General features: G+C 60.6%; 23 protein-coding genes. 3 read left to right on the plus strand and 20 right to left on the minus strand.

The window, feature by feature from the left end:
• Nucleotides 1-17 precede the first annotated feature (17 nt).
• Together LW136_RS14650 and LW136_RS14655 are read right to left on the minus strand one after the other, a co-directional pair.
• The gene (locus LW136_RS14650) at nucleotides 18-947 is read right to left on the minus strand and encodes an electron transfer flavoprotein subunit alpha/FixB family protein (RefSeq protein ID WP_234173161.1); all 930 of its coding nucleotides are present in this window, start codon (nucleotides 945-947) and stop codon (nucleotides 18-20) included.
• Nucleotides 948-1,697, minus strand: coding sequence for an electron transfer flavoprotein subunit beta/FixA family protein (locus LW136_RS14655; protein WP_041014470.1), 750 nt, complete (start codon nucleotides 1,695-1,697; stop codon nucleotides 948-950).
• 330 nt (nucleotides 1,698-2,027) lie between these two features.
• Between LW136_RS14655 and LW136_RS14660 the strand changes: the two genes are divergently transcribed.
• A complete protein-coding gene (locus LW136_RS14660; protein ID WP_234173162.1) occupies nucleotides 2,028-3,683 on the plus strand; it encodes an electron transfer flavoprotein-ubiquinone oxidoreductase in 1,656 nt (551 codons plus the stop codon).
• 63 nt (nucleotides 3,684-3,746) lie between these two features.
• Here LW136_RS14660 and LW136_RS14665 read toward each other — a convergent pair whose 3' ends face one another.
• The 4 genes from LW136_RS14665 to LW136_RS14680 form a co-directional block, all read right to left on the minus strand.
• Complete coding sequence (locus tag LW136_RS14665) at nucleotides 3,747-4,316, minus strand: DUF1285 domain-containing protein (protein WP_234173163.1); 570 nt, start codon at nucleotides 4,314-4,316, stop codon at nucleotides 3,747-3,749.
• Nucleotides 4,317-4,371: 55 nt separating this feature from the next.
• Nucleotides 4,372-4,986, minus strand: a complete 615-nt coding sequence (locus tag LW136_RS14670; RefSeq protein WP_234173164.1) for a DUF4823 domain-containing protein — start codon at nucleotides 4,984-4,986, stop codon at nucleotides 4,372-4,374.
• Between the two features lie 130 nt (nucleotides 4,987-5,116).
• Nucleotides 5,117-6,013, minus strand: a complete 897-nt coding sequence (locus LW136_RS14675; RefSeq protein ID WP_234175269.1) for a radical SAM protein — start codon at nucleotides 6,011-6,013, stop codon at nucleotides 5,117-5,119.
• Nucleotides 6,014-6,051: 38 nt separating this feature from the next.
• Complete coding sequence (locus LW136_RS14680; protein WP_234173165.1) at nucleotides 6,052-6,672, minus strand: TetR/AcrR family transcriptional regulator; 621 nt, start codon at nucleotides 6,670-6,672, stop codon at nucleotides 6,052-6,054.
• Nucleotides 6,673-6,747: 75 nt separating this feature from the next.
• Between LW136_RS14680 and LW136_RS14685 the strand changes: the two genes are divergently transcribed.
• Entirely contained in the window at nucleotides 6,748-7,881 is a 1,134-nt protein-coding gene (locus LW136_RS14685; RefSeq protein ID WP_234173166.1) for an aminotransferase class V-fold PLP-dependent enzyme, read from the plus strand.
• Nucleotides 7,882-8,085: 204 nt separating this feature from the next.
• On the opposite strand, the gene LW136_RS14690 is transcribed toward LW136_RS14685, so the two are convergent.
• From LW136_RS14690 to LW136_RS14755, 14 genes are all read right to left on the minus strand, one after another.
• On the minus strand, nucleotides 8,086-9,483 hold the full coding sequence (locus tag LW136_RS14690) for an amino acid permease (protein ID WP_090521251.1): 1,398 nt from the start codon (nucleotides 9,481-9,483) through the stop codon (nucleotides 8,086-8,088).
• A 108-nt stretch (nucleotides 9,484-9,591) separates the two neighbouring features.
• The gene (locus LW136_RS14695; RefSeq protein WP_090521254.1) at nucleotides 9,592-10,377 is read right to left on the minus strand and encodes a TatD family hydrolase; all 786 of its coding nucleotides are present in this window, start codon (nucleotides 10,375-10,377) and stop codon (nucleotides 9,592-9,594) included.
• Nucleotides 10,378-10,496: 119 nt separating this feature from the next.
• Entirely contained in the window at nucleotides 10,497-10,853 is a 357-nt protein-coding gene (locus tag LW136_RS14700; RefSeq protein ID WP_003283656.1) for a PilZ domain-containing protein, read from the minus strand.
• A gap of 31 nt (nucleotides 10,854-10,884) precedes the next feature.
• A complete protein-coding gene (locus tag LW136_RS14705) occupies nucleotides 10,885-11,871 on the minus strand; it encodes a DNA polymerase III subunit delta' (RefSeq protein WP_014820889.1) in 987 nt (328 codons plus the stop codon).
• A complete protein-coding gene (gene tmk / locus LW136_RS14710; protein ID WP_041014478.1) occupies nucleotides 11,864-12,496 on the minus strand; it encodes a dTMP kinase in 633 nt (210 codons plus the stop codon). The genes LW136_RS14705 and tmk overlap by 8 nt, the downstream gene beginning before the upstream one ends.
• A complete protein-coding gene (gene mltG / locus LW136_RS14715; protein ID WP_090521256.1) occupies nucleotides 12,493-13,563 on the minus strand; it encodes an endolytic transglycosylase MltG in 1,071 nt (356 codons plus the stop codon). Before mltG ends, tmk begins: the two co-directional genes overlap by 4 nt.
• Nucleotides 13,560-14,375 (minus strand): aminodeoxychorismate lyase, encoded by an 816-nt coding sequence (gene pabC, locus LW136_RS14720; RefSeq protein WP_090521258.1) that lies wholly within the window; start codon nucleotides 14,373-14,375, stop codon nucleotides 13,560-13,562. Before pabC ends, mltG begins: the two co-directional genes overlap by 4 nt.
• 2 nt (nucleotides 14,376-14,377) lie before the next feature.
• Complete coding sequence (fabF, locus tag LW136_RS14725) at nucleotides 14,378-15,622, minus strand: beta-ketoacyl-ACP synthase II (RefSeq protein ID WP_031298320.1); 1,245 nt, start codon at nucleotides 15,620-15,622, stop codon at nucleotides 14,378-14,380.
• A 173-nt stretch (nucleotides 15,623-15,795) separates the two neighbouring features.
• Nucleotides 15,796-16,032 (minus strand): acyl carrier protein, encoded by a 237-nt coding sequence (gene acpP, locus LW136_RS14730; RefSeq protein ID WP_003283670.1) that lies wholly within the window; start codon nucleotides 16,030-16,032, stop codon nucleotides 15,796-15,798.
• A gap of 194 nt (nucleotides 16,033-16,226) precedes the next feature.
• Entirely contained in the window at nucleotides 16,227-16,970 is a 744-nt protein-coding gene (gene fabG, locus LW136_RS14735; protein ID WP_023446717.1) for a 3-oxoacyl-ACP reductase FabG, read from the minus strand.
• A gap of 14 nt (nucleotides 16,971-16,984) precedes the next feature.
• Complete coding sequence (gene fabD, locus LW136_RS14740; RefSeq protein ID WP_041014481.1) at nucleotides 16,985-17,923, minus strand: ACP S-malonyltransferase; 939 nt, start codon at nucleotides 17,921-17,923, stop codon at nucleotides 16,985-16,987.
• A gap of 62 nt (nucleotides 17,924-17,985) precedes the next feature.
• Nucleotides 17,986-19,056, minus strand: a complete 1,071-nt coding sequence (gene plsX / locus LW136_RS14745) for a phosphate acyltransferase PlsX (RefSeq protein ID WP_014820896.1) — start codon at nucleotides 19,054-19,056, stop codon at nucleotides 17,986-17,988.
• A gap of 3 nt (nucleotides 19,057-19,059) precedes the next feature.
• A complete protein-coding gene (rpmF, locus tag LW136_RS14750) occupies nucleotides 19,060-19,242 on the minus strand; it encodes a 50S ribosomal protein L32 (RefSeq protein ID WP_003293518.1) in 183 nt (60 codons plus the stop codon).
• Nucleotides 19,243-19,254: 12 nt separating this feature from the next.
• Nucleotides 19,255-19,782, minus strand: a complete 528-nt coding sequence (locus LW136_RS14755) for a YceD family protein (RefSeq protein WP_045665735.1) — start codon at nucleotides 19,780-19,782, stop codon at nucleotides 19,255-19,257.
• Nucleotides 19,783-19,885: 103 nt separating this feature from the next.
• Here LW136_RS14755 and LW136_RS14760 point away from each other — a divergent pair, with 103 nt between their 5' ends.
• Entirely contained in the window at nucleotides 19,886-20,464 is a 579-nt protein-coding gene (locus LW136_RS14760; RefSeq protein ID WP_023446721.1) for a Maf family protein, read from the plus strand.
• Nucleotides 20,465-20,476 lie beyond the last annotated feature (12 nt).

Raw genomic sequence — 20,476 nt, forward strand, 5'->3', positions numbered from 1 at the left:
TTCAACAGCGATCAGCTTCAGACGAGCTTTTCCAGCTCCGGCACGATCTCGAACAGATCGCCAACCAGGCCGTAGTCGGCAACCTGGAAGATCGGGGCTTCCTCGTCCTTGTTGATCGCGACGATCACCTTGGAGTCCTTCATACCCGCCAGGTGCTGGATGGCGCCGGAGATACCCACCGCGATGTACAGCTGCGGTGCAACGATCTTGCCGGTCTGTCCGACCTGCATGTCGTTGGGCACGAAGCCGGCATCGACAGCGGCACGGGAGGCACCAACAGCCGCGCCAAGCTTGTCGGCCAGCGAGTACAGGTGCTTGAAGTTCTCGCCGTTTTGCATGCCACGACCGCCGGAAACAACGATCTTGGCAGCGGTCAGCTCGGGACGATCCGACTTGGCCAGCTCTTCGCCAACGAAAGTCGACTTGCCGGCATCGCCAGCGCCTGAGACCTGCTCGACCGCAGCCGAACCGCCGGTGGCATTCACGGCATCGAAGCCGGTGGCACGCACGGTGATGACCTTGATGGCAGCGCTGGACTGCACGGTAGCGATGGCGTTACCGGCATAGATCGGGCGCTTGAAGGTATCGGCGCTTTCCACGGCGATGATCTCGGAGATCTGATCGACATCCAGTTGAGCAGCAACGCGCGGCAGGAAGTTCTTGCCGTTGGTGGTCGCTGCAGCCAGCACGTGGCTGTAGTTCTTCGCCAGGTCGGCGATCAGCGGCGCGACGTTTTCCGGCAGCTGATTGGCGTAAGCCGCGTCGTCAGCGACCAGTACCTTGGCCACGCCTTCGATCTGCACGGCTGCTTCACCGATGGCACCGCAGCCGCTGCCGGCTACCAGTACGTGGATGTCGCCACCGATGGCCTTGGCGGCGGCAACGGTGTTCAGAGTAGCGGCCGCGAGGACGGCATTATTGTGTTCAGCGATAACCAGGATAGTCATTTAGATTACCTTCGCCTCGTTCTTCAGTTTCTCGACCAGTTCAGCCACGGACTTGACCTTGATACCGGCGCTGCGGGCAGCCGGCGCTTCGACTTTCAGGGTCTTCACGGTCGACGTGGTGGTGACACCCAGTGCATCCGGAGTCAGCGTTTCCAGCGGCTTTTTCTTAGCCTTCATGATGTTCGGCAGCGACGCGTAGCGCGGCTCGTTCAGACGCAGGTCGGTGGTGACGATCGCCGGCAGGCTGAGCGCGACGGTCTGCAGGCCGCCGTCGATTTCGCGGGTCACGTTGACCTTGTCGCCAGCCACTTCCACCTTGGAGGCGAAAGTGCCCTGGGCATAGCCGGTCAGCGCGCCGAGCATCTGCCCGGTCTGGTTGTTGTCGCTGTCGATCGCCTGCTTGCCGAGGATGACCAGCTGCGGCTGCTCCTTGTCGACCACTGCCTTGAGCAGCTTGGCGACCGCCAGGGAGTTCAGTTCGTCGTTGGACTCGACCAGCACGGCGCGGTCGGCGCCCAGCGCCAGCGCGGTGCGCAGCTGCTCCTGGGCAGCGGTCGGACCGATGGAGACGACGACGATTTCGCTCGCCACGCCCTTCTCTTTCAGGCGTACGGCTTCTTCCACGGCAATTTCGCAGAAGGGGTTCATCGACATCTTGACGTTGGCGAGGTCAACGCCCGAATTGTCCGCCTTGACGCGAACCTTGACGTTGTAATCGACCACTCGTTTGACAGCTACAAGAACCTTCATGGATTCCTCGTTACTCTCCGGTGAATAGAATTCCGCCGAGGCGAACCGAGCCTTGCTCGTGGCTTGGGTTTTGATAGCCGCTGCCCTGTTCGGCGAGTGCAAACCGTCCGTATCTTGACCGCAGGCCGCGGACGGGGTCAACAACGCATATGACCCGTCATAACGACGCGGTTCGGGCGATTCTAACAGGCTTCCAGAAAATTCAAACAAACGTTTGTATTGGACCGATTCGAGCGTCTATATATAATGCGCCGGCCCGGCTCGGTCAGGGACCGATCACAGCCCTCCACCACTTATATAACAACCAAGCCCTGAGTAGGAGAAAGCCCAATGGAACGCGAATACATGGAATTCGACGTTGTCATCGTCGGCGCCGGCCCTGCAGGCCTATCCGCAGCCTGCCGCCTGAAGCAGAAAGCCGCCGACGCTGGTCAGGAAATCAGTGTATGCGTCGTTGAGAAAGGCTCCGAAGTAGGCGCCCATATTCTATCCGGCGCAGTCTTCGAGCCGCGCGCACTGAATGAGCTGTTCCCTGACTGGAAAGAGCTCGGCGCCCCGCTCAACACGCCGGTCAAGCGTGACGATATCTACCTGCTCAAGACCGCCGAAGCCGCCAGCAAGCTGCCCAATGCACTGGTCCCCAAGACCATGCACAACGAAGGCAACTACATCATTTCCCTCGGCAACCTGTGCCGCTGGCTGGCCCAGCAGGCCGAGAACCTGGGTGTCGAGATCTACCCAGGCTTCGCCGCTCAGGAAGCGCTGATCGACGAGAACGGCGTCGTGCGCGGTATCGTCACCGGTGATCTGGGCGTCGATCGCGAAGGCAACCCGAAAGAAGGCATGTACACGCCAGGCATGGAGCTGCGTGCCAAGTACACGCTGTTCGCCGAAGGCTGCCGTGGCCACATCGGCAAGCAGCTGATCAGCCGCTTCCAGCTCAACGCCAACGTCGACCCGCAGCACTACGCCATCGGCATCAAGGAACTGTGGGACATCGACCCGGCCAAGCATGAGCAGGGTCTGGTCGTGCACACCGCGGGCTGGCCGTTGAACGACGAAAACACTGGCGGTTCCTTCCTTTATCACCTGGAAAACAATCAGGTGGTCGTCGGCCTGATCGTCGACCTGTCGTACAGCAACCCGTATCTGTCGCCGTTCGACGAATTCCAGCGCTACAAGCACCATCCAGTGATCAAGCAGTATCTGGAAGGCGGCAAGCGCGTTTCCTATGGCGCACGTGCGATCGCCAAGGGCGGCATCAACTGCCTGCCGAAGATGGTATTCAACGGTGGTGCACTGATCGGCTGCGACGCCGGCACCCTTAACTTCGCCAAGATCAAAGGCAGCCACACGGCGATGAAGTCCGGCATGCTGGCTGCCGAAGCCGCTGCGGACGCACTGCTGGCCGGACGCGAAGGTGGCGACGAGCTGACCGCGTACGAAGAGGGCTTCAAGTCCAGCTGGCTGTACGACGAGCTATACAAGAGCCGCAACTTCGGCGCTGCCATTCACAAGTGGGGCGCAATCAAGGGTGGCGCGTTCAACTTCATCGATCAGAACATCTTCGGTGGCAAGATCCCCTTCACCCTGCACGACACCAAGCCGGACTACGCCTGCCTCAAGACGGCTTCAGAGTCGAAGAAAATCGACTACCCCAAGCCGGACGGCAAGCTGAGCTTCGACAAGCTCTCCTCGGTATTCCTCTCCAATACCAACCACGAGGAAGAGCAGCCGGTTCACTTGAAACTGACCGACCCGAGCATTCCGATCGAAAAGAACCTGCCGATGTACGACGAGCCGGCACAGCGTTACTGCCCGGCCGGCGTTTACGAGGTCGTGAGCAACGACGATGGCAGCAAGCGCTTCCAGATCAACGCGCAGAACTGCGTGCACTGCAAGACCTGCGATATCAAGGACCCGGCGCAGAACATCACCTGGGTCGCGCCCGAAGGTACCGGCGGGCCGAACTACCCCAACATGTAAGACCAGCAAAAAAGGCTCCCTCGGGAGCCTTTTTCGATCATGGGTAACGAAACAGCCGGCGCACTACTCAGCGGCGCCAATCGGGAAGAACGTCCCGCCACTCCACACACCGAGGTAATCCTTGCCATCTACCTTGCCGGGCACCGCCAGCTCCACAAGCTCATAAAACACATTGCGATGGATCAGTGCCTCGAGGTTGGCACGCACATGCACATATGGCGCCGGCTCCTGCGTTTGCGGGTCGGTGACAACGCGCAAAGGGTGCTCTTCACCAGCCTCGACCTCGTCCTCGACATTGGTGATAAAGCACAGGCTTTGCGTCTCACCCTCGCCACTGACTTCCAGCCGGACCGCAACGAAAGGCGCATCTTCGACCTGGATACCGACCTTCTCTACCGGTGTCACCAGGAAGTAGTCGTCGCCGTCGCGGCGAATCACCGTGGAAAACAAACGCACCATTGCCGGCCGCCCGATCGGCGAACCCTGATAGTGCCAAGTCCCGTCGCGCGCGATGCGCATGTCCAGATCGCCACAGAACGGAGGGTTCCACAGATGCACCGGCGGCAACCCTTTCTTCTTCCCGCCAGCGGACAGCTGCGCCAGCAGATCCCCAGCCTTGCCTGTATCGGTCATTCGGTCCTCCTCGATTGAATGAGGTAATCGCCTGTTCCCGATACTGCCACATCGCTCAACGTGACAGGCCCAACAACCGACGAGCATAGTCCTGCAGTGGCGGACGCAAGAGTTGCTCCGGCTTTGCATCGTAGATGCCGAGCACGCCGCCACGATTACGAATGCGAGCGGTATCGACCAGATAGCGAGTTCCGGTCTCCACCAGCATCAACTGCACCACGCCGGAATCGACACCAAGGCGATCCAGTGCGCGCTGATCGTTCAGCTCGTCGAAACTGCCGATGCGATCATCAGCCGCGGCAAACCGCAGATACAGCAGATAATGCGCGCCCATTGCCGACGCTTCGGCCATTGCCTCCTCAAGCCCGAGCGGGCCACGGGCTCGACGAACCATTGGGAAGTACTCGACAAACCCGCTGAAGGCCTCTTCGGCCACGACGTTCGGCCGCGGGTATGCGTCTCCGGGCGGCACGAAATGTCCCTGCGCGATATAGATGAATGAGTCCGGCTGCAGGCGCCAGGAGTTGGAACGACGGGTCTCGCTGTGATCCAGAATTCCGGCATCGCGAAGGTGATAACGGGTACCCTCCGCCAGGTCGCTGACCTTCATGCAGCCAGAAAGCATGAGCAATGCAAGCAAGCCAGGCACTGCCAGTAACAGAAATCGCATGGAACTCACCTCATAGGGCCGGCGACGAAAAACCGACGATTCGACAGCCAATGCAGCATCCACGCCACTTCCAGCACCGAGGCGAGCCGGTTCAGCTGGATGCTCTCGACTCCCCGCTCGAACGAGGCGGCTAGAGCCCTCGCTGCCACTCCTGACGCAACGGAGCGTTACGCGGGTCTTCGATGGCCTCACGTACCCGACGCAGCAGGCCCGGTTTATCGACACCCAAAATGCCCTTGAGCACCAGATAATTGGACGCGTGATCGCTGCGAAAAACCGTATCGGTCAGCTGCAGATCCTCGAGCAACCACTCTAGCTCGCGAAACAGATCGGCCGGCACCAGCGGCTCGAAATCCTCGAAGGTTTGCCGAAAACGCGCTTCACCCTGCGGAAAACTGACCACCAGCGTAGACAGAAACTCGGGCTGCGCTGCATTCATCAGCCGCGCCGAATTGCGTGCGTGCTGGCGACTCAGTTGGCGACCGCCAAGCCCGTTGAGAATCATCACCGAGCGTGCGATGCCCGCCGCCCCCAGCTTATCCAGCGCGCTGAGCGTCGATTCGTAGGTCTCCCCCTTGTTGACCAGCGCCAGCACCTCATCGTCGCCGGACTCGGCGCCGACATAGGCCATGCCGAGCCCCGCATCCGCCAGTTCCTGCAGCTCGGCAACCGACTTCTTGCGCAGGTTGCGTGGCAGGCAATAGCTCGAGACACGTTGAACTTCGGGCAGGCACTGGCGGATCTGTTCAAGGATTCTCAACAGCCGGTGGGTCGGCAACACCAAGGCGTCACCGTCGGCGAGGAATACGCGTTGCACGATCAACTGCTCGCCGCAACGACGGATCTCGTCGAGCACCTCCGCCTCATCGCGAGCACGAAACTTCTTCTGCGGCGCGGTATACATCTCACAGAAGGTACAGCTGTTCCAGGAGCAGCCATTGGTCACCGGCAGGATCAGCGAATGCGCCTCGCTGGGTGGCCGAAATACCGGCTCGATGTAGCGGATGGGAAACTCGCTCGCGTTCATTGCGTCCACGCCTGTTCGATCTTCACGCTGCCGCCAATTCAGTCACGCTTGCGCTTGTTGCCCATGCGTACGCCGATATCCATAAGGAACTGGAAGAAGCCGTCCTGATCTTCCAGCACGTTGCTCCAGAACGGCGAGTGGTACAGCGCCACCGCACCGTGCACCAGCGCCCAGGCGGCGCAATAGTGGAAATACGGCGGCACGTCTTCCAGCTTGCCTTCGGCAATACGGCCTTTGATCAACTGGGTCAGATGTTCGAAGTTGGAGGCGCGGATGCTGTGCAGCTGCTCGACCATTTCCGGCACCTGATGGCCCTTGACCACTTTCTCCTCGAGGCGGTCGAACAGCCGATAGCGCTGCGGGTCGCGCATGCGGAACTCGAAGTAGGCGCGCGAAAGCGCTTCCTTGTCGCGGTCCAGGTCGGGAGAGTGGAGGATCTGGTTCAGGTCGCGCTCGTAGTCCAGCATCAGCCGCAGGTAGATTTCGGCCTTGGACTTGAAGTGCTTGTAGATCGTGCCTTTGCCGATACCGACCGCATCGGCAATCATCTCGACAGTAACGCTGTCCTCTCCCTGGTCGAGAAAAAGCTGCAACGCGGTATCGAGGATTTCCTGTTCGCGGCGACGAAATTCGCGGACCTTACGAGGTTCATTCTGCATAGGAAGGCTGCTTGAGGTGAAAAACGAGGCAGCCATTATGCCTAACCGGTCATGAAATGCACGGGGCATCCAACCATGATTCAAATAAATGACGAATTCCCGCAAATAGTCGGTTTGCGATATCTGAACCATGCCGCCGTCGCTCCCTGGCCCAGGCGGGCCGCTCGGGCCGTGAGCGCCTTTGCCGAGCAGAATGCAACCCTGGGCGCGCGCGACTACCCCGAATGGCTCACGGTGGAACGCAGCCTGCGCCAACGCCTGACGCGACTGCTCAACGCGCCGAGCAGTGCCGATGTGGCGCTGGTCAAGAACACCTCCGAAGCGCTCTCATTCGTCGCCTTCGGGCTGGACTGGAAAAGCGGTGATCAGATCGTGATCAGCGACGAGGAGTTTCCGTCCAATCGGGTGGTCTGGGAGGCATTGCGGCCACTCGGCGTGGAAGTCATTCAGGTCAGTCTCAAGGGTGTCGATCCCGAGGCTGACCTCCTTGCAGCGTGTGGTCCTCGGGTACGCCTGATGTCGATCAGCGCCGTGCAATATGCGAGCGGCATGCGGTTGGATCTTCCGCGCCTGGGCGAAGGCTGCGAGCAACGCGGCGTGCTTCTGTGCATCGATGCAATCCAGCAATTGGGCGCCCTGCCCTTCGATGTCCAGCAGAACCGTTGCGCCTTCGCCATGGCGGATGGTCACAAGTGGATGCTCGGCCCGGAAGGACTCGGTGTTTTCTATTGTCGCAACGACCTACGCGAGCAACTGAAACTGCACGAGTACGGCTGGCACATGCTGGAGCACGCCGGCGACTACGACCGTAGCGACTGGGAGCCCGCACGCAGTGCCAGGCGGTTCGAGTGCGGCAGCCCGAACATGCTGGGAGCAATGGCACTCGAAGCCAGCCTGTCGCTGCTGGAGGAAGTGGGGATGGAGCAAGTCGCCAGATCGCTGGACGAGCGAATCGAATGGCTGACTCACGGGATCAGCAAGCTGAAAGGAGTAGAAACCCTCTCGCCAGGCCAAGCGGAGAGACGCTCCGGCATCGTCACGTTCCGCCTCGACGGCTGGCCCAATGCCGCTCTGTTCGAGCGACTCAAGACTGAACAGGTGGTGTGTGCACAACGCGGCGGCGGCATTCGCTTCTCGCCACATTTCTACACGCCGGAGCACGTCATAGACGAAACGCTAGGCCTTTTGCATGATCTGGCTGCGCACTGAAGGCGATCAGCCAGCGAGACTTGTATTCCAAATGCGTTTAAAAACCAGGGAAATCCGCCGGCAAACCCGCGGAGCAGCGTTAATACTTGAGTAACTGGCCGGGCAATCCCCCCACTGCCCAGCCAGATGAGGTCGCTAGGATTGCGATTTCATACTCCTAATGGTCTTGGCCCGGCTTCTCAGGAAACCGGGTTTTTTTTGCTCTCAGGTCTGGGGCTGCGCCAGCAAACGAGTCCGCAGCCGGTAGCACAGCCAGAGAAACCCGACCCAGACCGGAATCGCGAACACCGACATGCGGATGCCGGGTAGCCACAGCATGATGACCAGGATCCCGCTGACGAAGGCCAGGCACAGGTAATTGCTCAGCGGGAACCAGAACGCCTTGAAGCTCGGCTCAACGCCCTGGCGCTGCATGGCGCGACGAAATTTCAGGTGCGCAAGGCTGATCATCGCCCAGTTGATTACCAGCGCAGCCACCGCAAGGGACATCAGCAGTTCGAGCGCGCCCTGCGGAAACAGGTAGTTCACCGCCACGCAGAGCAGGGTTACCAGGGCCGACACGCCCACCGCTAGCACCGGGACACCCCGGGCATTGATCTTCATCAGGCTGCGCGGCGCATCGCCCTGCTCTGCCAGGCCGTACAGCATGCGGCTGTTGCAATACACGCCGCTGTTGTAGACCGAAAGCGCAGCCGTCAGCACGACGAAGTTCAGCAGATGCGCCGCCGTATCGCTGCCGATCAGCGAAAATATCTGCACGAAGGGGCTGCCGCTGTAGGGGTCGCCCGCGGAGCCCAGCGTCTGCAACAGCGCGTCCCAGGGATACAGCGCCAGCAGCACCGTCAGCGCGCCTATGTAGAAGATCAGAATGCGATAGACGACCTGATTGATCGCCTTGGGAATCACGGTTTTTGGCTCCGCCGCTTCTGCCGCCGTGATGCCGACCAGTTCCAGTCCACCGAAGGAGAACATGATGATCGCCAGCGCCAGCAGCATGCCGCTGAAGCCGTTGGGGAAGAAGCCACCGTGCGTCCACAGGTTGCTGATGCTTGCCTGCTCGCCCCCCTCGCCACTGACCAGCAGGAAAAGCCCGAGCAGGATCATGCCGACGATGGCGGCGACCTTGACGATGGCAAACCAGAACTCGGCCTCACCGAAAGCCTTGACGTTGCTGAGATTGATCAGATTGATCAGCACGAAGAACGCAGCGGCTGTGGCCCAGGCGGGAATATCAGGCCACCAGAACTGCACGTACTTGCCGACCGCCGTCAGCTCGGCCATGCCCACCAGGACGTACAGCACCCAGTAGTTCCAGCCGGAAAGGAACCCCGCATAACCGCCGCCATATTTGTGTGCGAAATGGCTGAACGACCCTGCGACCGGCTCCTCGACAATCATCTCCCCCAGCTGGCGCATGATCAGAAAAGCGATGAAGCCACCGATCGCATAACCCAGGATCATCGACGGGCCGGCACTTCTCAGAACTCCGGCCGAGCCCAGGAACAGTCCCGTTCCAATCGCTCCGCCCAGGGCGATCAGCTGGATATGGCGATTCTTCAGACCGCGCTGGAGCGGTCCAGTGTGCAGCGTTTCAGCGGTCATACGCCACCTTGTGGATCTTCAGGGCAAGAAAAGCGCCGCTCGTGTCGGCGAGAAAGATGGCAGCGCACCGGACGTGCTGGAACGCATCAATCCTGCGCGACGGCGACGTCAGCTGCGCACCCTGGCCAGCGGGAACAGTGTCTTGAAGTTGGCAGTGGTTTGCTCAGCCAGCGCCTCGAGCGGAACGCCACGCAACTCCGCAACAAACTCGGCGACCTCCCGCACATACTGCGGCAGGTTGGCTTTGCCACGGTGGGGAACCGGCGCCAGATACGGCGAATCGGTTTCGACCAGCAAGCGATCAGCCGGCACTCTGCGGGCCACATCGCGCAGCGCATCGGCATTGCGGAACGTGACGATCCCCGACAGCGAGATATAGAAACCGAGATCAAGCGCAGCCTTGGCCATGTCCCAGTCCTCGGTAAAGCAATGCAATACACCTGCCTGCGGCAGCGCCGCCTCACGCAGCAGATCCAGCGTATCGGCGCGGGCAGCTCGGGTGTGCACGATGACCGGTTTGCCGGTCAGCCTGGCTGCTTCAAGATGCAGCCGGAAGGACTGCTGCTGCATCTGCGCAGCTTCGGGCTCGTAGTGGTAATCCAGACCGGTTTCACCAATGGCAACCACATGCGGGTGCTGGAGCTCGCCAAGCAACCAGTCCAGCACCGGCTGGCTCGTCGGCTCGAGATCCAGAGGATGAACACCGATCGAGCAATCCACGTCGGCATAGCGCTCGGACAGCGATCTGACCGCCGCTGCGTTGTCGGCGCTAACGCCGATGCAGAGGAAATGCCCGACACCGCGCGAGCGCGCAGCGTCCAACGCGGCATCCAGTGAACCGTCATGTGCGGTCAGGTCGAGTCGGTCAAGGTGACAGTGGGAATCTACCAGCATGAAATGCACTACTTGCTATCGCGAAAAAGGGGCGATTGTAGAGCAAATGGCCGGTTGTCAGGAAAGGCCAACGAACACCCTGCCGTCTGGCGAGGGATGACGTTCAGTGACTCAGAGCGTTACATCGTGTGGGTCGGGCGGTCGGATTTGAGCGCACCGGCCAGATAGGTTTCGATCTTGTTGCGTGCGGTACTGTCGCCTTCGTTGAACTGCACGCCAATTCCCGCAGCGCGACTGCCCTGGGCACCCTTTGGGGTGATCCAGACGACCTTGCCGGCAACGGGAATCTTTTCCGGCTCGTCCATCAGGTTGAGCAGCATGAACACTTCGTCGCCAAGCTTGTAGCTCTTGTTGGTCGGGATGAACAGACCTCCATGCTTGATGAAGGGCATGAACGCGGCATAGAGCACCGACTTGTCCTTGATGGTCAGGGACAGGATGCCATTACGCGGACCAAGATTTGCTGGCAGGCTCATGCGGTGTTCCTAACGAAAATTCCAGTCGATTCTAGCCCGCGCCGGGCAGCGTTGCCCACTGCACCAGCAGCGCTTCGAGAAGCAACACACGGTTGAGGTTGGCTTTGCCTAGCACTTTTTGCCGATGTTCGAGCAGCCAGTCCTGCAGCGCCATCACTTTGTGTTGCGCTGACTTCTGCGCAAGGTACTGCAACACCTTCTGCATATCGGCTGCACCGAGCTCAGCATCATCACCGGCCATCTGATACCGCAGGATCAGATGCGTCCACTCGCAAAACCAGTCGAACAGTAGGATCAGCGGCAGCGCATTCCAGCCCTCAGCCAGCTGACTGGGTGACTGTTGCTGCTTGAGCAGCTTCTTCACGCTGTCGACAACCTGCGCGCGCAAGTCCAGTACTTTCTGCTCATGCAACTTCAAGGCGGCCAGAGGTGACCCCGCCGCCAGTGTCAGTAGCTGCTCACGCAGCTCCGCTGCCAGCTCGGGGAGCTGTCCAGCCAGCCAGTCGAGACTCTGTTGCCGTCCCGGCAGAGGGCAGGCCTGCTGCACGCAACGGCTCTTGATGGTCGGCAACAGGCGGCTCGGCTGGTGGCTGATGAGCAACAGTACCGTATCGCCGGAGGGCTCCTCGAGGCTCTTGAGCAATGCGTTGGCCGCATTGAGATTCATCGCCTCGGCGGGCTCCAGCAGTATCACCTTGCGCCCACCCAGCTGCGCAGTCTGGGTGACGAAGCCGACCAGATCACGTACCTGGTCGACCCGTATGGCCTTGTCGACCTCTTCCGGCTCGAGGATGTAATGGTCCGGGTGCGTATGTGCAGCCAACAGCTGACAAGCCTTGCATTCACCACAGGCCGTGGCGTTCACGGGCCGCTGGCAAAGCAGCAACGCCATCAATTGCTCGGCGAGCTGCCGCTTGCCGATGCCGCCCGGACCGTGCAGCAGGTAAGCGTGAGCATGCTGCGTACGACCTGCCAGCTGCCGCCAGAGCTCCGCCTGCCAGGGGAGGACGTCAGCCATCGAGGCGCCCCATCAGGTCGGGAATCAGGGCCTGTACATCCTGCTGCACGACATTCAATGGCTGCCCTGCATCGATGATTCGATAGCGCGACGGCGCAGCCTTGGCGCGCTCCAGATAGGCGCGCCGTACCGATTCGAAAAAGCGGAGGCCTTCCTGTTCGAAGCGATCCAGACGACCGCGCGCCGCAGCACGGGCCAGCCCCACCTCGACCGGCAGGTCGAAGATCAAGGTCAGATCAGGTCGCAGCTCACCCTGCACGAAGGCTTCCAGCTGGGCGATCCGCTCGATAGAGAGCCCTCGACCCCCGCCCTGATAGGCATAGGTGGCATCGGTGAAACGATCGCAGAGCACCACCGCCCCGCGCTCCAGTGCCGGGCGTATGACCTGCGCGAGATGCTGAGCACGTGCGGCGAAGACCAGCAGCAACTCGGTATCCACCGCCATCGGCTCGTCGGCCGGGGTGAGAAGCAGCTCGCGGATACGCTCGGCCAGCGGCGTCCCACCGGGCTCACGGGTCAGCACGACATCCACGCCACATGCGCGCAGGCGCTCGGCGAGATATTCACGATTGGTGCTCTTGCCGGCCCCTTCAGGGCCTTCGAGGGTCACGAAGAGTCCTTTCATTGTACGTTTCCGTTGTCCGCCGGTGCCTGCCGTGGCGGCGGGCTGGAGCGGTAGTCGGCACGGCGCTTGAGCTGATACTCGCGCACCGCACGGTTGTGCTGATTGAGCGTATCGCTGAAAACATGGCTGCCATCGCCACGGGCGACGAAGTAGAGACTGGTGCCATCCGCCGGATGCAGCGCGGCGTGGATCGCCTCGCGCCCGACCATCGCGATCGGGGTCGGCGGCAGGCCGGCATTGGTGTAGGTATTGTAGGGTGTCGGCGTGCGCAGATCGGCGCGGGTGATCCGGCCCTTGTACTTCTCACCCATGCCGTAGATAACGGTTGGGTCGGTCTGCAGCAGCATGCCCCGCGCCAGCCTGCGCACAAAGACGCCGGCAATCTCTCCACGCTCGCCGGGCACGCCGGTTTCCTTTTCGATGATCGAGGCCATGATCAGCGCCTGATAAGCGTCCTTGTACGGTAGCTCCCTGGCACGCTGCTGCCACTCCTCCTCGAGGACCTGCTCCAGCCGGGCGTAGGCACGGCGCAAGAGGTCTGCATCGGATGTGCCGCGGGTGAAACGATAGGTATCTGGGAAGAAGCGTCCTTCCGGGTGCTGGCCCGACGCACCTATGCGCGACATGATTTCGGCATCAGTCAAGCCATCCAGGGTTTGCTCCAGCTTGGGCTGATTCTGCAGGGCGCTACGCAGCTGGCGGAAGTTCCAGCCCTCGACCAGGGTCAGGCTGTATTGCACCACTTCGCCACGCTGCCAAAGCCCGATCATGTCCCGCGCCGTCATAGTGGGGGTCAGGCGATACTCGCCGGTGTGCAAGCTCTGCCCGGACAGGTTCAAACGCCAATACAAACGCAACCAGAAGGCATCCTCCAGTACGCCTTCGGCCTCCAACCGCTGAAGCACGCCACTGGGCGTATCGCCCGGACGCACGTCGAGCAGCAGGGCCTCGTCGGTAACGGCCAGAGGCTGCTCGAGCGCAGCATGCTGTTTCCAGGTGAACAGCCCGAGCGCAATCGCCGCCAACAGCAACACTGTCAGCAGCAGAACAAGAATTTTACGGATCACGAATCACTCAACAGGTCGGCGACAACGGACTGCAGTTTACGGGTCAGCGGACCGACGGGCCAGACGCACTCGGCCAAAGCTGTCACGGGCCAGATGCCGTAAAGGCTGTTGCAGAGGAATACCTCATCGGCCTGCACAAGCTCGGCATAGCTGATGTCGTCGATCACGACCGGGAGCCCGTGCTGTGCTGCGCGCGCAATGATCTCCGCACGCATGACCCCAGCGACTCCGCAACGAGTCAGCGGCGCGGTACGCAGTTTGCCGGCTTTCACGATGAACAGATTGCTGAAAACGCCCTCCACCACCCGGCCGGACATATCGCGCATCAACCCTTCCGCGTAGACCGGATCATGCCACTCGGCACGCGCCAACACCTGTTCCAGGCGATTCAGATGCTTGATGCCGGCGAGTCGCGGTTGCTCGGCAAGCCGGGTCTCGCACGGAAACAGCCTGATGCCGGTTTCAGCATGCTGTGGCGGATAAGCTGGAGAGAACGAGCCTAACAGCAGACGCTGCGGCTGACACGGCTGTGGCGTTGCATAACCACGCTGTCCGGCGCCACGCGTGACGATGAGCTTGGCGACGCCCTGCCCCAGTGCCCGGCAGAAGCGCATCAGCTCATTGCGCAGCAGATTTGCATCAATGGGAATGGCGAGGCGCTCACACCCATCTTGCAGCCGCTGCAGATGACGTTCGACCAACCGCGCCTGGCCACCTGCGACGCGAATAGTCTCGAACAGCCCATCGCCGTAGGCCAGTCCTCGATCATGAATGGGCAGCCCATCACAGGGCTCCCCGTTCAGCCAGCTCAATGTCACTCGGCGAACCGGCGGAATACCAGCGAACCGTTGGTTCCGCCAAAACCGAACGAGTTGGACACCGCCACTTCGATCGGTCGGGGCTTGGCCTCGTGCGGAACGAAATCGAGGTCGCAGCCTTCATCCGGCTCATGCAGATTGATGGTCGGCGGCGCGACCTGATCACGAATAGCCAGAACACTGAAGATCGCTTCCACCGCACCGGCAGCACCCAGCAGGTGGCCGACCATGGATTTGGTCGAACTGACCGACAGCTCATAGGCGTGATCACCAAATACGCTGCGAATAGCAGCAGCCTCGGCCTTGTCACCTGCGGGAGTCGAGGTGCCGTGTGCATTGATGTAATGCACCTGATCGACATTCAACTGGGAGTCCTTCAGCGCATTGCGGATGCAGCGCGCAGCACCGGCGCCGTCGTCGGGCGGCGAGGTCATGTGGTACGCATCGGCGCTCATGCCGAAACCGATCAGTTCGGCGTAGATGTGCGCCCCCCGGGCCTTGGCATGCTCCAGCTCCTCCAGCACCAGCGCACCGGCACCATCGGAGAGGACGAAACCGTCGCGCCCCTTGTCCCACGGCCGGCTCGCAGCCGCCGGGTCATCGTTGCGGGTGGACAGTGCGCGTGCTGCCGCAAAGCCTCCGATACCAAGCCCACTGGCAGCCATCTCGGACCCGCCGGCCACCATGACATCCGCCTCGCCATAGGCGATATTACGGGCGGCCATGCCAATGCAGTGGGTGCCCGTGGTACAGGCGGTAGCGATCGCATAGTTGGGGCCCTGCAATCCCAGATGGATCGACAGGAAACCAGACACCATGTTGATGATGGAGCCCGGCACGAAGAAGGGAGATATACGCCGCGGGCCTTGCTCGATAAGTGCCTTGCAGCTGTTTTCGATATTGGTCAGGCCGCCGATACCGGACCCCATCGCGACACCGATGCGCTCCCGATTGGCATCAGTGACCTCCAGCCCGGAATCACGCACCGCCTGGAAACTCGCGGCAAGGCCGTACTGAATGAAGAGGTCGAGCTTGCGTGCCTCTTTTGCCGGCAGATACTGCTCGACATCGAAGCTTTTGATCGACCCGCCAAAACGAGTGGAATAGGCAGAAAGATCCATGTGCTCGATCAGGCCGATACCACTGCGGCCGGCGAGAATTCCCTGCCAGCTGCTTGGCACATCGTTACCCAGTGGCGATAGCATGCCCATCCCGGTGACTACGACGCGTCTACGCGACACAGCGATTACTCCTATACCTAAACGTACTTGGCTCGGTTCCCGCCAAGACAGGAACCATCCCCGGTTGGGTGCAATGGAGCCCCCGCGACCTGGATGAATCCCTCTCAAAGAAAAGCCGCACTACCTCGTTCAAAGGCAGTGCGGCTGTTCCTGTTTCTGAAGCAGATTACAACTTACTGCGCGTGCGCGTTGATGTAATCGATGGCTTCCTGAACGGTGGTGATCTTCTCAGCTTGCTCGTCCGGGATCTCGGTCTCGAATTCCTCTTCCAGAGCCATCACCAGCTCAACGGTGTCAAGAGAGTCGGCACCCAGGTCTTCGACGAAGGAAGCGCTGTTGGTTACTTCCTCTTCTTTAACGCCAAGTTGCTCGGCAACGATTTTCTTGACGCGTTCTTCGATGGTGCTCATACCTTGTTTTCACTCCTATGGAAAAATCAGGCAGCTGGTTTGCGCGGTAGTGTATAGAAAGCGTTTTCCGCATTTCAAGCTGGAAGCAGGCAAGCATGACGCCGCCTTCAACCTTCTGTCTATAAACCAGCTGCGGTTTTATAGCTAATTTGAAGACAGCCTCTAAGACTGTCCTCCTGCGTAGGGCGTCACACTCAGCTCATGTACATGCCGCCATTCACCGGAACGGTAGCACCGGTGACGTAGGCAGCGCCGTCCGAAGCGAGAAACGCAACGACCTTTGCAATTTCTTCGGCCTGACCGAGACGTCCCAGGGGAATCTGCCCCACGAGCGCATCACGCTGGGCTTCCGGCAACTCGCGAGTCATGTCGGTATCGATGAAACCAGGCGCCACGGAATTCACCGTGATACCACGAGAACCGACCTCACGAGCCAATGCACGGCTGAAACCCTCCAGACCGGCCTTGGCTGCCGCGTAGTTTACCTGTCCGGCGTTGCCCATGGCACCAACCACCGAACCGATATTGATGATTCGACCCCAGCGAGCCTTGGTCATACCACGCAGCACGGCCTTGGAAAGGCGATACAGGCTATTCAGGTTGGTGTTGATGACGTCATGCCACTCATCATCCTTCATGCGCAGCATCAAGTTATCGCGGGTAATACCGGCATTGTTGACCAGAATTGCCGGCTGTCCGAGATGCTGCTGAATGTGCTCAAGAGTGCTGCTGACAGATTCATCGTTGCCAACATCGAGCACCAGCCCAGCGCCTTCGATACCGTTTTCCTTCAGTGTCTCGGCGATGCGCTCGGCGCCGTTTGGCGTGGTCGCAGTACCAATTACGATCGCGCCCTGGCGGCCCAACTCAAGGGCAATGGCCTGGCCAATACCGCGGCTCGCGCCGGTAACCAACGCCACCTTACCTTGCAGATTCATAGCATTCTCCTTGTTCAAGCCAATGCGGCACGAGCGGCCGCGAAGGCCTCGGGGGTATCCAGATTGTAGGTGCTGACGCCCTTGACGCAGCGTTTGTTGAGGCCCGACAGAACCTTGCCGGGGCCGCACTCGACCAGCGAGGTGACGCCACGGTCTCCCAGAGCAACCATGGACTCGACCCAGCGCACCGGACTGTAGAGCTGTGCCAGCAGATCACGCTTGAGCACTTCCAGATCCGCGACGACTGCTGCGCTGACGTTCTGCACCAACGGAATCTGCGGCGCTTGCCATTCGATCGACTCCACCGAGGAAGCGAAGCGTTCGGCAGCCGGGCGCATCAGATCGCAGTGAGAGGGGACACTCACCGGCAAAGGCATCGCACGCTTGGCACCTTTGGCCTTGCACACTTCGATCGCGCGCTCTACCGCCGCCGCACTGCCGGCAATAACCACCTGACCCGGAGCGTTGAAGTTGACCGCACTGACCACCTCACCTTGCGCGGCCTCGGCACAGGCGGCCAATACATCGGCATCTTCCAGCCCGAGAATGGCGGCCATGCCGCCCTGCCCGGCCGGCACTGCCTGCTGCATCAATTGACCGCGCAATTCAACCAGCTTGATGGCGTCAGCGAACGGCAGGCTGCCCGCCGCCACCAGAGCGGAGTACTCACCAAGGCTGTGTCCGGCAACGAATGCGGGCTGCGCGCCGCCTTCTGTCTGCCACAAACGCCAGATTGCGATGGAGGCGGCAAGAATCGCCGGCTGGGTCTTGTCGGTCTGATTCAGCTGTTCTTCCGGACCGGTCTGGGTCAACGCCCAAAGGTCGTACCCGAGCGCCGAAGATGCCTCGGCAAAAGTATCGACGACCACGCTTTGCTGGGCACCCAGCTCGGCCAGCATGCCAAGGGACTGAGACCCCTGACCGGGAAAGACGAAAGCAAGTGATGCGGACATGAAACGACTCTCTTGTGGTTCTGTTCGTCTGAAGAATACGCCAGGGACCGGCGTCGCGAATTTCAGTTGGATGGCTGGCCACCACCTGCGGTCACATCATCCACATCATCGTACGGATGAGGCGGCCGCAGAAAATGCCCCAGCCTGCTCCTCAGTTGCCCAGGGAGATCATGCTCGACATCCTGCGCCGCGCGCCGGATCGCTGCTTTGAAGCCGTCCGCGCCGGCACTACCATGACTCTTGACGACAATTCCCTGCAGCCCGAGAAAGCTCGCACCGTTGTACTGAGCCGGATTGAGATCCGCCCGCAGACGGCGCAACAACGGCAATACGACAGCACCGACAATGCGCGCGCCAAGCGAACGTTTGAAAAGCGCCTCGACTCTGGCGACCAGCATCCCAGCCAAGCCCTCGCTGGATTTGAGCAATATGTTGCCGACAAAGCCATCGCATACGACCACGTCGGCTTCACCGCGATACAGCCCATCCCCCTCGATGAAGCCCTGATAGTTGAGATCAGCGGCCTGCTGCAACAGCAGCGCGGCTTGCTTGACCTGCTGATTGCCCTTGATCTCTTCGGTACCGACATTCAGCAGCGCGACCCTAGGCTGCTGTCGCCCCAGCGATTCGGCCGCCACAGCCCCCATGACAGCAAACTGGAAAAGCTGCTCGGGCGGGCAATCGACATTTGCGCCCAGGTCCAGCAGCAGGCATGGGTCAGCCTGCGTAGGGAGCGCTGTCACCATCGCCGGCCGATCGATACCTGGCAGCGTTCTCAGAACCTGGCGCGCCAATGCCATCAGCGCGCCGGTGTTACCGGCGCTTACACAAGCATTAGCCTTACCGTCGCGAACCTGCTCGAGGGCAATACGCATGGAAGAGCGTGGCTTGCCACGCAAAGCCTGAGCCGGGCGTTCAGCCATACCAATGATTTCAGGCGCATCGACGATTTTCAGGCGCGAACGATCGACCCCAGGATGCTGGGCGACAAGCTGTTCGAGAAGGGAAGATTGGCCGACAAGGACCAGATGCAGCGAGGGGCTTTCAGCCAGACAGGACAGACTGGCCGGAACAATGCAGTGGGGACCGAAGTCCCCACCCATTGCATCGATCGCGATGACCGGAGCGGACAAGGATTACTCGTCAGCGCCCTTGTCGATCACCTTGCGACCACGGTAGAAACCGTCCGGGGACACGTGGTGACGCAGGTGAACTTCACCGGTGCTCTTTTCCACGGACAGAGCGTTCGGCTCGAGAGCGTCATGGGAACGACGCATGTCACGGGCGGAACGGGATTTTTTGTTCTGCTGAACAGCCATTTGGATCAACTCCTAAACGTTTGGGTCACGCTTTAACTGCGCCAGTACGCTGAACGGGTTGGACCGCGTTACCTCGTCCTCACTCGGTGAGGGCTCATCTGGCCCAACCGGCGGCTGGCAAATTTCAGGGTCATGGAGTGGAACAATCGGCAGAGCGAGCAACAGCTCGTCTTCGACCAGCGCCAGCAGATCCAGAGGATCCTCTCCCACTTCCAGCACGTCATACCCTTTGGGCAGGTGCTGGCTGCTCGCCCCTTCATTCACAACCGCGTAATCGCACTCGCTGTGAATCGGCAGAACAACCGGCTCCAGACAACGCTGGCAAATCATTTTGACTTCAACGTCGAGCTGACTACGGATAACCGCAGTACGCTGCTCGTCGCGCCCAAAGGCAAAACTGGCGCGCACCACACCCTGATCATCCTCAAGAGGATCGGCGAGCCGCTTCAGCTGCGACAATTGCAGCTCACCGGCTAGGGTGGCCGCTCGGTCGGCGAGCTTGCGCGGATCAACGTGCGGTGGTATCGGTCCTTTCAACATAAGCGCGGCATTCTAGGGACGCGCCCGCAGCCTGTCAAAGGAATTCCGCCCAGCTTCACGACGCAACGCATACAATCTCGCACCTATATATAAAGGAGGAATCATGCGCCGCCTGCTGCTTGCATCCAGCTCACCCTATCGACAGGAATTGCTCTCCCGGCTGGGGCTGCCGTTCGAAAGCTGCGCCCCGGATATCGATGAAACCCATCTACCCGGAGAAAGCGCCGAACAACTCGTAAACCGACTCGCCGAACAGAAGGCCAGAGCGCTTGCCGAGCGGTATCCGAATCACCTGATTATCGGCTCCGATCAGGCTGCAGTATTGGACTCGAAGATTATCGGCAAACCGCACACGTTCGAGCGGGCAAAACAGCAACTGCAATCCGCCAGCGGCAACAGCGTCCGATTTCTGACCGGACTGGCGCTCCTCGACAGCGCGACAGGCAGAATTCAGGCCGACTGCATACCGTTCACCGTACACTTCAGAGAACTAGATGAAGCCCGAATCGAGCGCTATCTGAGAATCGAAAAGCCCTACGATTGCGCGGGCAGTTTCAAAGCCGAAGGACTAGGCATCAGTCTTTTCCGCGCCACCGAAGGCGAGGACGTCACCAGCCTGGTAGGCCTTCCGCTCATCCGCCTGGTGGACATGCTACTGAACGCAGGCTACGACGTTCCGTGAGCGCGAGCCGGC

Origin of the sequence: Stutzerimonas kunmingensis, from assembly GCF_021432085.1 — a bacterium.
Lineage (GTDB): Bacteria > Pseudomonadota > Gammaproteobacteria > Pseudomonadales > Pseudomonadaceae > Stutzerimonas.

Coding starts and splice junctions, on each gene's coding strand:
- LW136_RS14650 (WP_234173161.1), bottom strand. CDS start 947: ATGACTATCCTGGTTATCGCTGAACACAATAATGCCGTCCTCGCGGCC.
- LW136_RS14655 (WP_041014470.1), bottom strand. CDS start 1,697: ATGAAGGTTCTTGTAGCTGTCAAACGAGTGGTCGATTACAACGTCAAG.
- LW136_RS14660 (WP_234173162.1), top strand. CDS start 2,028: ATGGAACGCGAATACATGGAATTCGACGTTGTCATCGTCGGCGCCGGC.
- LW136_RS14665 (WP_234173163.1), bottom strand. CDS start 4,316: ATGACCGATACAGGCAAGGCTGGGGATCTGCTGGCGCAGCTGTCCGCT.
- LW136_RS14670 (WP_234173164.1), bottom strand. CDS start 4,986: ATGCGATTTCTGTTACTGGCAGTGCCTGGCTTGCTTGCATTGCTCATG.
- LW136_RS14675 (WP_234175269.1), bottom strand. CDS start 6,013: ATGAACGCGAGCGAGTTTCCCATCCGCTACATCGAGCCGGTATTTCGG.
- LW136_RS14680 (WP_234173165.1), bottom strand. CDS start 6,672: ATGCAGAATGAACCTCGTAAGGTCCGCGAATTTCGTCGCCGCGAACAG.
- LW136_RS14685 (WP_234173166.1), top strand. CDS start 6,748: ATGATTCAAATAAATGACGAATTCCCGCAAATAGTCGGTTTGCGATAT.
- LW136_RS14690 (WP_090521251.1), bottom strand. CDS start 9,483: ATGACCGCTGAAACGCTGCACACTGGACCGCTCCAGCGCGGTCTGAAG.
- LW136_RS14695 (WP_090521254.1), bottom strand. CDS start 10,377: ATGCTGGTAGATTCCCACTGTCACCTTGACCGACTCGACCTGACCGCA.
- LW136_RS14700 (WP_003283656.1), bottom strand. CDS start 10,853: ATGAGCCTGCCAGCAAATCTTGGTCCGCGTAATGGCATCCTGTCCCTG.
- LW136_RS14705 (WP_014820889.1), bottom strand. CDS start 11,871: ATGGCTGACGTCCTCCCCTGGCAGGCGGAGCTCTGGCGGCAGCTGGCA.
- tmk (WP_041014478.1), bottom strand. CDS start 12,496: ATGAAAGGACTCTTCGTGACCCTCGAAGGCCCTGAAGGGGCCGGCAAG.
- acpP (WP_003283670.1), bottom strand. CDS start 16,032: ATGAGCACCATCGAAGAACGCGTCAAGAAAATCGTTGCCGAGCAACTT.
- fabG (WP_023446717.1), bottom strand. CDS start 16,970: ATGAATCTGCAAGGTAAGGTGGCGTTGGTTACCGGCGCGAGCCGCGGT.
- fabD (WP_041014481.1), bottom strand. CDS start 17,923: ATGTCCGCATCACTTGCTTTCGTCTTTCCCGGTCAGGGGTCTCAGTCC.
- rpmF (WP_003293518.1), bottom strand. CDS start 19,242: ATGGCTGTTCAGCAGAACAAAAAATCCCGTTCCGCCCGTGACATGCGT.
- LW136_RS14755 (WP_045665735.1), bottom strand. CDS start 19,782: ATGTTGAAAGGACCGATACCACCGCACGTTGATCCGCGCAAGCTCGCC.
- LW136_RS14760 (WP_023446721.1), top strand. CDS start 19,886: ATGCGCCGCCTGCTGCTTGCATCCAGCTCACCCTATCGACAGGAATTG.